The sequence below is a fragment of the Sporosarcina sp. Y1011 genome (assembly GCF_057669885.1).
Window position 1 is genome coordinate 187,867 of the sequence record NZ_JBYHFP010000006.1, and the last position, 12,453, is coordinate 200,319.

Here is a 12,453-nt window from a genome sequence, read left to right on the forward strand (position 1 = left end):
GGAAGATAAGGAGCGAATAGAATGAAACGTACTATATTATTAGGGCTTATTTCTTTAGTTGTATTGGTTTTCGGATCTGCTTGTGGAAAGACAGAAGGCAATGCACAAGACAGTAAAGAAGTGAATATCGGATATTTTCCAAATTTAACGCATATGTCCACAATTGTCGCGATGGAAAAAGGATACTTTAAAGAAGCCTTTGGAGAAGATACAAAAATTAACACAAAAATCGTCAGTAATGGCGGTTTGTTCATGGAAGCAATGGCAACTAAGTCAATTGATGTTGGGACAGTTGGACCTGGTCCAGTACTAAATTTTTACGTGAAAGATCCTAATTATCATATAATTTCAGGCGCAGTAAACGGTGGGGCAGTCCTTGTCGCTAGTGAACATAGTGATATAAAAGAACTTGCTGATTTGGATGGGAAAAAAGTAGCTATACCCGTAATTGGCAGTACGCAAGATGTCATGCTGCGTAAAGCGTTAAAAGATGTCGGTCTAACACCGAAGGCGAATGGTGGAACAGTAGAAATGTTTGCAGCAGCACCAGCTGATACACCGACGTTGTTTATCCAAAAGTCAATAGATGCCGCAGCAACGCAAGAACCTTGGGGCTATATTTTGGAAACACAGGCTAACGGGAAGTTGTTATTGGACTGGGAATCATTCGCATGGGGAAAAGAATCAACTAATACGGTTGTTGCAGCTAGCAAAAAGTTTACGGAAAACGAAGAACTTATGAAATCCTATTTAACAGCTCATGTAAAAGCGGTTGAGTTTATTGAACAAAATCCAGAAGAGAGCCAAGCGCTTGTAATCAAGCATCTGAAAGATATAACAGGGAAAGAAATTGATAAAGCTGAACTAGAAGTTGCATTCAAACACATGAAAGTAACAACTGCAGTAAATGAAAACGTTCTTCAAGAGATGGCTGACATTAGCAAAGAGGCTGGATATGTACCTAATAATAACATTGAAGGATTAATTCAGTTGGACCAATTGAATTCATTAAAAGAAATCAAATAATAGTATAATTTTTTAAAAAAGCATTAAGAACTATTGGGATTTAAAACATCAAAAGGATGTTTTAAATCCCTTTTTATTACTTTTATAAAAATGTCACAAAGCTTTCCTTTGTTTTAGTTGGAGACTAAGAGTAAAATGGAGTTAAGTATGCCAGTCACCGAATGAATTTTTGTAATCCATCAAATCGGGAAAGTACCTGGCTTTTTTGAGGAGAGAAGACTAAATGTCAAAAGTTATGAATCCTTCATGGCAGAAGGTTGAGGAACCAACATTATCAACTAAACAGAATATGGCAATCCTTTTTGCTGATTTAAAATCCCTTTTTAAAGCTATTGTTCTTATTTCTAACGTACTTCCTGTGCTTACTGGATTCTGGTTAGCACTCTATTTTACGAATTCAACTTTATTAGGTAACTTGGGCGTCTTTTTATTGACGATTTCAGGAAGTACACTGGTAATGGCTGGAGCACTAATCCTAAATAATTGGTATGATGTTGACATTGATACATTAATGGAAAGGACTAAGAATCGACCTACGGTTACAGGGCATTTCTCCCTAAAGTTTGTCTTAACTCTGGGAATTGCATTATCAATAGTCGGTTTAGTACTTTTAGCCTTAACTACAATCGAAGCAGCTATTTACGCATTCATTGGTTGGTTTACATATGTTATCTTGTATACTATGTGGTCAAAACGTAGATATACATTAAACACAATTATTGGAAGTGTCTCGGGCGCAGTGACGCCACTAATCGGTTGGACGGCAATCGCACCCGGTTATCACATCGTGCCGATTGTACTAGCGCTCATCCTATTCATATGGCAAATGCCGCATACATTTGCAATTGCCATTAAAAAGGTCGAAGAATATAGTCTAGCTAAAGTCGCTATGCTTCCAGTCATTCATGGATTTGATTTTACTAAACGTCAAATGGTTATCTATGTTGCCTGTTTATTACCTTTACCGTTCTTTTTGGGATCACTTGGAATTGTTTTCATAGTAATCGCTTCACTATTGAACATTGGTTGGCTATTCGCGAGTATTAGCGGATTTTTCACTAAAGATGATATGAAATGGGCACATCTCATGTTTATGTGTTCTGTGAATTATATCGCTATCTTATTTACTTTAATGATTCTAGTTACATTACCCATTTTCAATTGACACAAAAGTGAAATGCCAGCATATGAAACGACTTTACATCGTTTCGTATGCTGGCATTTTTTATTATTTAAAATAGGGAGAAACCTTTTTTGTCGTTTCTTCGGGAACTTTCATACAAAGCGGTTCGCCGTGTAAAAAGTTGAAAACATTCATGTCACTCGTTTGAAGTGCACCGATAGTCAGACGAGGAACAACTCTAACATGAACACGATCAAATGGATTCTTTGTTACAGGTATAAATAGGGCCAAGTTAAAGCTAGAAATACCTATTTCTTCAAAGTAAGGGAACAGATTAGTCATACTTTCAGCGAGGTCATTCCAATTACTTTTGTTCAATTCATTGAGTGAGGCGGCATCGATAATACCTATAAAATCAGCATGGCTTTTTGGTGCAAATGCATGGACCCAATTAATGGATCCTATCGTCCCTATAAAACGCTCATCAATCTCCCGTTCACGTTCAATTAACGCATCGTAAAAGCTACTTTGTGTCTCTTGGTAAAAATGTTCACTGCTTGCCGATGCTGTTAATTGATAATTTGTAGGAAGTTCAGAAGCCAATACATGAATATGTGGATGTAAAATACTTCCTCCAGATGGAGGTAAGTAGTTCCAGTTGATAGATGCATATGCGGTTTTTGGATCATGCACTATAACTTTTTTTAAATAATTATGTGCTGCAGAGAATGAATTAGCAATCAAAGGCGCTGTAAATTCATCAAGTTTGACGTAATGCTGATCACACATTCGTACAACAGCATTATGCTTACTGTAAGGAAAAAGGTTTGGAAAAACGACAGCTTCACCTTGTATAAGTCGCCCACCATCTATTAAGTCAGTTGGAAATTTTGGAGTCAAGGTTTGGACATTTTCGGAACAGAATGGACATTTACTACCAGAAGTTGCTATCGCGTGTTCTGAATAATTGTTTGGAATGAAAGGAGCTCCTGGATCAAAAATGATTCTGGAAGTTTCTCCTGTCAACGGATCAAGCCGGATTTCAGTTTTTCGGTCAACGAGTTTACCATCTTGCATTGGATCATGTAACGAAAACAGTTCTTGTTTTACGGTGAAAGTAATAGACATATAGTTTCCCCCTTTAATAGTGTTGATAGCTCTCTCTATTCTAACTTCAATTGTTGAATAAGTCAGTATAATCGAGTTTGAATTTTATACGTTTGAATAAGACTAGGTGAGTTTTAAAGAAAACACGTCTGTTGATTAAAAATTCACGTGAAAAAAATGCTAGCTTGCAAGGCTTGAAATCCGTCATTTTTACTGGATTAGCTTCGGCTTGCTTTCGGCGAAATATATACGATACTATTACCGAGGGACAAATGCTTTCTAATTATGCTGATTCTTGTAGTCTATTATTGTGATAGAATAGTCATAGTTGAGTAAACTTTAGGGAGGTTAAGATTTGTTTAAGAAAAGGTTATCACTAATCGTAATGTCGGTGTTGTTGTTGATTGGAACGCTTTTTACTCCTGCTCTGGGGCAAGGTAATACCTATGCGAAATCGCCATATAATGATTTGGAAAATGCAATTAATACAATTATGTCAGACAGCAGAATGCAAAAGGCGGTCAGCAGTGTAACGGTACGTAAAGCCTCTGATGGAGAAATTATCTATCAAAGTCATGGAGACAAAGGAATTACTCCTGCATCCACTTTGAAAATACTAACTGCAGCCTCGGCTCTTGAGACACTGGGTGAAAATTTTCGTTTTTCGACAGATGTAATAACGAATGGGAAAGTGGAAAATGGAACATTGAACGGAAATCTATATTTGCGTGGGACAGGCGATCCTACGTTGTTAAAGAAGGATTTTGACAATTTCGCTATGAAATTGGCTAGCAGTGGAGTAAAAAGAGTTTCCGGAAACTTGGTAGGAGATGACACATGGTTTGATGCAATTCGTCTATCACCAGGTATACATAAAAATGATGAATCCTATTATTATGCAGCTCAGGTTTCAGCATTAACAGTCGCTCCAAACACCGATTATGACGCCGGAACAGTTATAGTCGATGCAAGGCCAAGTGCTCGAGGAAAAGTAGCAAAAGTGACTCTAACACCTGAAACGAATGTAGTCAAAGTGGTCAATAAATCTAAAACAGTGCCAAAAGGGAATAAAAACACGTTGCGTATTGTACGCCAATATGGAACAAATAACATAGTCATTACAGGGAATGCGCCCCTTGGATCGACAGGTAAAAAGGAATGGATAACTGTTTCCAACCCGACTGCCTATGCACTTGATATCTTTAAAAAATCATTAACATCAAAAGGAATAAAGTTTGCGCCATCATCTAAAGTCGTACGTGGTAAAACTGCTGCGGGATCAAAGGTTCTCGTGTCCAAGAGTTCCATGCCCTTGAAGAGTTTGATGAAGCCGTTTTTAAAGTTAAGCAATAACTCACATGCAGAAGTATTAGCGAAGGCAATGGGGAAAGAAAAATACGGACAAGGTAGTTGGAAGGCTGGCCTCCAAGTCATGCGGAATTATGCCGAGTCTGTTGGGTTAGATGGCAACAAGTGGTTATTTGAAGATGCTTCAGGCATGTCCCACGCGAATAAAGTGACATCAATCCAGTTAACTGAGTTATTATACAAGGTACGAACAGCGCCATGGTATTCAACTTTTGCTCAAGGACTTCCGGTTGCGGGGGCCCAAGAAAGGTTTATGGGTGGTACTCTGAGAAATCGTATGAAAACTGGATCTGCTAAAGGCAATGTAGTTGCCAAAACCGGAAGTTTGACTAACGTTAGCGCGCTTGCAGGTTATGCAAAAACTAGAGACGGTGAAACATTAATATTTAGTGTCTTGACGCAGAATCATAAATCAAGTACTGTTCCTGTACTTGACCGGATTGCTACAACCATTTCAAATTCATCAACTAAATAAATATGTGAAAAAAGTAGCAGAATCATTTGCTGCTTTTTTTTATGATATGGATTATTTGAACTTTAAAAGAATTAGGATATGTGCTTTGGGGTATAGCAAGAGATAAGTAAAAATATTTAGTTCAATCAACTAGTCAAATTTAACAACAGGAGGAAATGGTATGGAGTATAAAGGAAGAAAAAGAAGCTCAAACGTAGAAGATCGCAGAGGCAAGGGTAAAGGTGGTATAGCATTAGCGGGAGGGGGAATTGGTGGTTTAATAATTATACTAATTATTACTTTTCTTGGAGGTAATCCAAGCGATATCTTAAATGGTACACAGAATTCCGATTCAGGGAGTTCGGTCCCTTACGAGGAAACTGCTGAAGAAAAAGAACTTGCTGAATTTGTATCTGTTGTTTTAGCTGATACAGAAGTAGTTTGGACCGAATTTTTCCGAGAGCAAGGCCAAGTGTATGAAGAACCGGTGCTCGTTTTATACACAGACCAAGTCCAATCAGCTTGTGGTGTTGCAGGCTCTTCTGTGGGTCCGTTTTATTGTCCTGGTGACCATAAACTCTACATCGATTTGAGCTTCTATCAGGAACTTAAAGACGAATTCCAAGCACCAGGTGATTTTGCGATGGCCTATGTAATCGCCCATGAAGTTGGGCACCATGTGCAAACTCTATTAGGTATCACTGAGCAAGTAAATGCACTTCGTTCGAAACTTAGCAAGGAAGAATTCAATAAATACTCAGTGAATATGGAGCTACAAGCCGATTATTACGCTGGTGTATGGGCTAAGCATCAGAATGAAAATAATTTTCTTGAAGCAGGAGATATTGAAGAAGCAATCAACGCAGCAAGTGCTGTAGGGGATGATCGTATCCAGAAAAAAACACAAGGTTATGTTGTTCCTGATAGTTTTACACATGGAACCTCTGAGCAAAGGATGAACTGGTTTACAAAAGGTTTTGAAAATGGAACCATTGAAGGTGGGAATACATTTGAAGCAAGTGGGTTTTAATTAAAAAAATATCGTGAAGAAAAAAATCTTGCTTACAGTCATTTAGCTGTGAGCAAGATTTTTTCATTAGAAGATTAAATTAGTAAATCAAACAGTGTACTATCATTGTTAACTTCTTTAAACATGAAACCGCATTGATCCATCCGCTGAATAAGTCCAGCATAGTCTGACTTATTCTTCAGTTCAATCCCGACAAGCCCCGGACCACTTTCCTTGTTATTTTTTTTCGTATATTCAAAAGTTGTAATATCATCATCTGGCCCAAGTACTTCGTCCAAAAACTGACGTAATGCACCTGAACGCTGTGGGAAGTTGACAATGAAATAATATAAGAGTCCTTCATAAATCAAGGATTTCTCTTTAATTTCTTGCATCCGTCCAATATCGTTGTTCCCACCACTAATTACACAGATCACTGACTTGCCACTAATTTCATCCTTATAAAAATCTAGGGCAGCGATTGGTAAAGCTCCAGCTGGTTCCACGATGATTGCATGTTCATTGTATAGATCCAATATAGACGTACAAACTTTACCTTCAGGAACAAGAACAATATCATCTAGATATTTGCGACAGATTTCAAAAGTAAATTGACCTGCACTTTTAACAGCGGCCCCGTCGACAAATTTATCAATGAAATTTAAGGTTGTCACTTCATTATTTTTTAAAGCTGCTTTCATACTAGCTGCACCTTCTGGCTCTACACCAATCATCCTAGTATTCGGTGAAACATTTTTAATGTAAGTGCTCAAACCTGCCATTAGCCCGCCGCCGCCAATACTAGCGAACACAAAATCAATTGGTTCTTCAATGTCATTCATCATTTCAACTGCAACTGTCCCTTGTCCAGCAATAATATCGTAATCATCAAAGGGATGGATGAATATTCGGTCCTCTGCATCAGCGCATTTGAAAGCTTCTTCAGAAGAATCATCAAATGTATCACCTACTAATATAATTTCAACAAAACCTTTACCAAACATTTTAACTTGGTCAATTTTTTGTTTTGGGGTAGTCTGCGGCATAAAGATCTTTGCATCTATACCTAGGTGTGCACATGCATAAGCGACCCCTTGGGCATGGTTACCCGCACTGGCGCAGACCACTCCTTTTTCGAGCGCTGCTGCTTCAATCGTTTTGATTTTATAGTAGGCACCTCTTAATTTAAAAGAACGGACATGTTGTAAATCTTCTCTCTTTACATAGACACGACAATTGTACTTTTCTGATAGTCGTTCATTTTTTTGGAGAGGGGTATGTGCGACTACATCTTTTAATAATTGATTGGCAATTAGTATGTCTTCCACTTGAATTCCAGTTTGTTCTGTCTTCATAATGTTCATTGTAATCTCAACACCCTTCAATATCGTTTTCCAATGATAACATGAAATCCTGCGTATGTGCATGAGAATCTTCTTAATTGTGCGTTATTTATTGTAGGTGCTATTTCCAATGGATTGTATAGTTTACATAAATGAATGCTTCTCCACCCCAGTGAAATGTAAAACATCAACGTGTGGAAATGTTGAGCTGCTGTTCCCACCTCGTAAAAAAAGCTTTATCCCATAAAAATATGTTTGAATAGCAGTTCCAATCTATTTTCTATACCATTAAGAAGAGGTGATGGTCAGCTATGTCAGATAAAACAAAGAAACGTTATGAAATTGATCTTTATCAACCGATTAAAGAATACTTTACACAGCAGGGTTACGATGTTTATGGTGAAGTGAACGAGTGTGATATAGCCGCGGTGAAAGAACAGGAATTAATACTCATAGAGATGAAGCTCACTCTTAATATTGATTTACTGATGCAGGCAACAAAAAGACAGCGATTGACGAATCAGGTCTATGTTGCAATACCTAAACCCAAAATCAGTTTTCGCTCGAAAAAGTGGAAAGATACTTGCCATTTGGTGAGGAGGCTTGAGTTAGGTTTGATCACCGTATCATTTCAAGAAGAAGTTGCCGTAGCGGAAATTATATTTCATCCCACTTCTTTTGATCGAAAAAAAAGCATGCAGCGTAGCACGAAAAAAAGGTCTGATATGTTAACAGAAATGGAAGGTAGACTCAGTGATTTTAACATTGGTGGAAGTAGCCAGACCAAAATTATTACAGCTTATAAAGAAAATTGTATTCATATTGCCTGCTGTTTTTTACATTATGGTCCCTTATCTCCAAAATCGTTGCGTGGGATGGGGACAGGAGAAAAGACATTTACAATTCTAAATAAAAACTATTATGGATGGTTTGATAGAGTCAGTAGGGGAATATATACAATTAATGATACTGGTATAAATGAATTGGGTGCCATTCCCGAACTGTATAGTCATTATTGTGAAGTCGTAAAAAAACACAATGAACAATGAGCAGCCTTGCAAGAATTTGAAGAATAAATTTAAATAGAAGATATTGTTTTACGTGCTATTATTGATAGAGTCAATACATAAGAAGAGCTATGTGTATTTAAATTGGGGGAAATTGTATGTTAAATGAGAGTCAATTAATTGCAATAAAGCAACTGCAAAACCAATGTGAGAAAGCAGACGGTTTTCAATTGAAATTCAACTGGGAAATGCTCCGTGAAAGAGATGGACGTCAAATGGATTTCTTCCATATAGAAAATGGGGAACTGATCGCTTTCCTAGCTTTATATAGTTTCGGATCTACAGTTGAGATTTGTGGAATGGTGAAGCCCGAAGAAAGAAGGAAAGGCCATTTTACGGAACTATGGACTCAGGCATTAGTACTAATGGAACAATATAGCTTTGAAACGGTTTTATTGAACGCACCTTCTTCATCAGACACAGCAAAGAGCTGGATATCTACCCAACCTTACACTTATGCATTTTCTGAATTTCAAATGGTCTGGAAGGAAAAAATAATTGAGCCGAGTGACGAAGTTCTTTTACGTTCCGCAAAACCGCGGGACGCTGATTTAGAAGTATTGCTTGATGTACTTGCTTTTGGCATGGATGAAGAAGATGCAAGGTCTCATCTGGAACGGATAAAAGAAAGAGCAGATGAGCAGTTTTTAATGATTGAAGCTGATAACAGGACAGTAGGAAAGGTTCGTATCAATCGAATGGACGGCGATGCTTGGATTTATGGATTCGCTGTCCTCCCAGAATTTCAGGGAAGAGGATACGGTAGAAAAGTTTTGCGAAACATTATTAAGCGTGAACATGATGCTGGTAATCGAATACGACTTGAAGTCGAAGCGAAAAATAATCGTGCGCTAACCTTGTATGAATCAGTTGGATTTGTAAAGGTGCAGGGGCAGGATTATTTTAGGAAGAACAAAGAATAAGTTAGACTTGAAAAAGCTGAAGCTATTTGGCCTTACCGGCGGAAGGGCATCAGCTATTCTAAATTTATAGAATTTCGATACAAAAGAAGCATGCTAGATTGCTTAGGAGACATAATAGCATTCCGTTAAACTTATACAAAGAGATGTTTTTATATCAGATCGAGTTTGTCGAATAATTGGCCGTTTTTGACCTTTTCTCTTATTATAATGTAGGGTAAAATAGACTAGTAGAATGCTAGGGGGAAAAATAGTGAAAAATACATTAACGATACAGTTGGGAACAATAATCGTGGGCATCATGGTCGCGATGCTGGCGATTACTTCCGTTGCTACATATAAGACAGCTTACGCCAAATTATATGATGCAGCTGGTGTAGAGGCATACGGCTGCGCCAATATTACAACTGGTTTAATTCGCCCGGAAGATGTAGATAAAATGCTCGAAGGCGACGTTGGAGTCATGGACGAGGTTGGCAAACAACTAAACTGGACAATCAACCATAAACCCATTTTCGAAACGCAATACATTATTGACTTAGATGGAAAAATACTTGCTCTTGATGATAATTTGAAGAAATCAGGGTTTAAACCGGGAAAATCCGTTCCGGTCGATGAGGAAGCAATTTCAATGCTTTTGGAAACTAAGCATTCAACTTATTCAGAGCTCTATGAATTCGCCGGTATGGAACGCTTGTCCGGTTATGCACCGATATATAAAAATCACGATCCAACTGAAGAAATTATTGCAATAAGCGTTATCGACTTTGATGGTTCAATTGTAGCAGGCAGGACATGGGATGTCGTTCGTAATGGTATTCTCATAAGTTTGATACCGATGATTCTTGCTTCAATTGGGACAATCCTGCTAATCCGACGTAAAACAAAATCGATTTCTGTTTTAATTTCCCATGCAAAAGAAATTGCGAAAGGAAATCTTGCAATCGAAGATACAGTTGTAAAGGGCAATGATGAAGTAGGAGATCTCGGTCGTACATTGAATACAATGACAGCGAATTTGCGTAATATGATTGGTACTGTGAAAAGCACATCTGTCCAATTGACAAAAAACTCTCTAGATACGACGGCATCTTTGAATGAAATGCAGATGGCTATTCAGCAGGTTGCACACAACATGAACGAAACAGCTGCATCTATTTCAGATGGTACCATCAATGCAGAGAACGCATCGAAGATCTTGTCATCTTTAGCAAGCGATCTCCAAAATTCAAAAGAAATAGCAGATCTTAGTGTGAGTAATTCACAACAAACGATGCAAATTGCTAAAGAAGGACAACTTAGCGTGAATGAAATTAGCAGTGATATGGAAAAAATCAGGATTTCTTCAAATGAAGCTGGAGGTACAATTCAAAAATTGATTGAATCTACAACGAAAATCCAAAATATCACGAGTTCAATTGCAGGAATTGCTGCACAGACAAATCTACTTGCGTTAAACGCATCCATCGAAGCTGCAAGAGCCGGTGAACATGGTAAAGGGTTCGCAGTTGTAGCAGAAGAAGTACGAAAACTTGCGGAACAGTCCAATAGGGAAGTGTTGGAAGTAGAAAAATTGGTACGCGATATAACAGAAAGTATAGGGCAAGTTGTTAGTTCCACTTCAGATAGCAATAAGCTAATTGAATCGGGTACTGAAACCGTCCGTTTGACCGCAGTTTCATTAAGTAATATATCCAGTGCTGTTTCAGAAACTGTGAAAGAAATAAATTTGATTTCAGAATTAACGACAGCTGAAGCGGAGAACTCTGAACGGGTGGTAGGGCTAATTAGTCAACTAACTCACTCAATCCATTTAATCGAAGATAAGACAAATAGTATTTCCGCGGCTACGGAACAGACTTCAGCTTCTATTGATGAAGTTGCCGCGCATTCAACTGAAATGAGTCAGATGGCACAGGATCTCGAGGAACTTGTAGGGCAATTCAAACTGAAATAATATAAAGACAAAACCCGTAAAAGTAATTACTTTTATGGGTTTTGTCATGAAAAGGAATTTTTAATTCGGTTGACAGGGAACATAAATTAGAATTCCTACTTACTTTGAAAGTTGATGTACCGTCTGTGAATTTATTTTTAGATCCGAAAACTTACAATTCATAGAGGAATACATTATAATTTTTTAGTGGACATGATATATAAAATACTTGATAGAACGGAGAGATTTCATGACAAGAGAAAAACAACTACATAAGAGGATTCTGTCTTTTCTGCTGCTATTAACAATTACTGTTCTTGCAGCTTGTGGTTCCAGCGCTAAAGAAGATGAAAAAGTTTCTAGTTGGGAGGAAATAAAAGAAAAAGGTGAAATTGTAGTAGCGACATCTGGTACACTTTATCCGGTTTCTTTTCATGATAGCGAGAGTAAAGAACTGACAGGTTATGAAGTAGAAATAATGAAAGAGCTGGGTAAGCGCCTTGATTTGGATATTAATTTCGTTGAGATGGGGCTAGATGGAATGCTAACTTCCTTGAACAGTGGGCAGGTCGATCTCGCAGTGAACGATATTGAAATTACGCCCGAACGGGAAGAAAAATTTACTTTTTCAGAACCATATAAGTATTCGTTCGGTACAGCAATTGTACGTAAATCAGATCACTCAGGAATTGAATCACTTAAAGATTTAAAAGGTAAAAAAGCAGCAGGCGCAGCGACTTCGGTATACATGCAAGTCGGTCGAGAAAACGGCGCAGAAGAGGCTATTTATGACAATGTAACAAATGATGTTTACTTACGTGACGTTGAAATCGGCCGAACGGATGTCATTTTAAATGATTATTATTTACAAAAACTTGCTCTAAAGGCTTTTCCTGAATTTGAAATTATGATTCATCCAGATATAAAGTATCATCCCAATGTCCAGGCAATCATTATGAAAAAGGACAGTAAGGATTTACTAGAACAAGTAAATACTGTGCTAGTTGAAATGAAAGATGATGGTACGATTTCACAATTGGCTGAAAAGTTTTTTGACGGAGAAGACGTGTCCATTGAAAAAGATTATGATTTTGAATAAT

General features: G+C 37.7%; 10 protein-coding genes. 8 read left to right on the plus strand and 2 right to left on the minus strand.

Annotated features, from left to right (window positions below; translation table 11 throughout):
- The first annotated feature begins 21 nt into the window (after window positions 1-21).
- Both AC25Y5_RS10125 and cyoE read left to right on the plus strand, forming a co-directional pair.
- The gene (locus tag AC25Y5_RS10125; protein WP_488140164.1) at window positions 22-1,026 is read left to right on the plus strand and encodes an aliphatic sulfonate ABC transporter substrate-binding protein; all 1,005 of its coding nucleotides are present in this window, start codon (window positions 22-24) and stop codon (window positions 1,024-1,026) included.
- Between the two features lie 235 nt (window positions 1,027-1,261).
- The gene (gene cyoE, locus AC25Y5_RS10130) at window positions 1,262-2,191 is read left to right on the plus strand and encodes a heme o synthase (RefSeq protein ID WP_488140216.1); all 930 of its coding nucleotides are present in this window, start codon (window positions 1,262-1,264) and stop codon (window positions 2,189-2,191) included.
- A gap of 63 nt (window positions 2,192-2,254) precedes the next feature.
- On the opposite strand, the gene AC25Y5_RS10135 is transcribed toward cyoE, so the two are convergent.
- Window positions 2,255-3,277 carry a hypothetical protein gene (locus AC25Y5_RS10135; RefSeq protein ID WP_488140165.1) on the minus strand — a complete coding sequence of 341 codons (1,023 nt, stop codon included), beginning with the start codon at window positions 3,275-3,277 and terminating at the stop codon, window positions 2,255-2,257.
- Window positions 3,278-3,611: 334 nt separating this feature from the next.
- Between AC25Y5_RS10135 and dacB the strand changes: the two genes are divergently transcribed.
- Together dacB and ypfJ are read left to right on the plus strand one after the other, a co-directional pair.
- Window positions 3,612-5,099, plus strand: coding sequence for a D-alanyl-D-alanine carboxypeptidase/D-alanyl-D-alanine endopeptidase (dacB, locus tag AC25Y5_RS10140; RefSeq protein WP_488140166.1), 1,488 nt, complete (start codon window positions 3,612-3,614; stop codon window positions 5,097-5,099).
- A gap of 160 nt (window positions 5,100-5,259) precedes the next feature.
- Window positions 5,260-6,108 carry a KPN_02809 family neutral zinc metallopeptidase gene (gene ypfJ / locus AC25Y5_RS10145; RefSeq protein WP_488140167.1) on the plus strand — a complete coding sequence of 283 codons (849 nt, stop codon included), beginning with the start codon at window positions 5,260-5,262 and terminating at the stop codon, window positions 6,106-6,108.
- A gap of 74 nt (window positions 6,109-6,182) precedes the next feature.
- On the opposite strand, the gene ilvA is transcribed toward ypfJ, so the two are convergent.
- Window positions 6,183-7,451, minus strand: a complete 1,269-nt coding sequence (gene ilvA / locus AC25Y5_RS10150; RefSeq protein WP_488140168.1) for a threonine ammonia-lyase IlvA — start codon at window positions 7,449-7,451, stop codon at window positions 6,183-6,185.
- 290 nt (window positions 7,452-7,741) lie between these two features.
- On the opposite strand from ilvA, the gene AC25Y5_RS10155 reads away from it, so the two are divergent.
- The 4 genes from AC25Y5_RS10155 (at window position 7,742) to AC25Y5_RS10170 (ending at window position 12,452) form a co-directional block, all read left to right on the plus strand.
- On the plus strand, window positions 7,742-8,479 hold the full coding sequence (locus AC25Y5_RS10155) for a DUF2161 domain-containing phosphodiesterase (RefSeq protein WP_488140169.1): 738 nt from the start codon (window positions 7,742-7,744) through the stop codon (window positions 8,477-8,479).
- A 116-nt stretch (window positions 8,480-8,595) separates the two neighbouring features.
- A complete protein-coding gene (locus AC25Y5_RS10160; protein WP_488140170.1) occupies window positions 8,596-9,420 on the plus strand; it encodes a GNAT family N-acetyltransferase in 825 nt (274 codons plus the stop codon).
- Between the two features lie 250 nt (window positions 9,421-9,670).
- A complete protein-coding gene (locus AC25Y5_RS10165) occupies window positions 9,671-11,374 on the plus strand; it encodes a methyl-accepting chemotaxis protein (protein ID WP_488140171.1) in 1,704 nt (567 codons plus the stop codon).
- 229 nt (window positions 11,375-11,603) lie between these two features.
- On the plus strand, window positions 11,604-12,452 hold the full coding sequence (locus tag AC25Y5_RS10170) for a transporter substrate-binding domain-containing protein (protein WP_488140172.1): 849 nt from the start codon (window positions 11,604-11,606) through the stop codon (window positions 12,450-12,452).
- The last annotated feature ends 1 nt before the right edge of the window (window position 12,453 follow it).

What these genes read in the sequence shown, in the direction of transcription:
- AC25Y5_RS10170 (WP_488140172.1), top strand. Translation starts at nt 11,604, where the DNA reads ATGACAAGAGAAAAACAACTACATAAGAGGATTCTGTCTTTTCTGCTG.
- AC25Y5_RS10135 (WP_488140165.1), bottom strand. Translation starts at nt 3,277, where the DNA reads ATGTCTATTACTTTCACCGTAAAACAAGAACTGTTTTCGTTACATGAT.
- AC25Y5_RS10160 (WP_488140170.1), top strand. Translation starts at nt 8,596, where the DNA reads ATGTTAAATGAGAGTCAATTAATTGCAATAAAGCAACTGCAAAACCAA.
- AC25Y5_RS10125 (WP_488140164.1), top strand. Translation starts at nt 22, where the DNA reads ATGAAACGTACTATATTATTAGGGCTTATTTCTTTAGTTGTATTGGTT.
- ilvA (WP_488140168.1), bottom strand. Translation starts at nt 7,451, where the DNA reads ATGAACATTATGAAGACAGAACAAACTGGAATTCAAGTGGAAGACATA.
- AC25Y5_RS10155 (WP_488140169.1), top strand. Translation starts at nt 7,742, where the DNA reads ATGTCAGATAAAACAAAGAAACGTTATGAAATTGATCTTTATCAACCG.
- cyoE (WP_488140216.1), top strand. Translation starts at nt 1,262, where the DNA reads ATGAATCCTTCATGGCAGAAGGTTGAGGAACCAACATTATCAACTAAA.
- ypfJ (WP_488140167.1), top strand. Translation starts at nt 5,260, where the DNA reads ATGGAGTATAAAGGAAGAAAAAGAAGCTCAAACGTAGAAGATCGCAGA.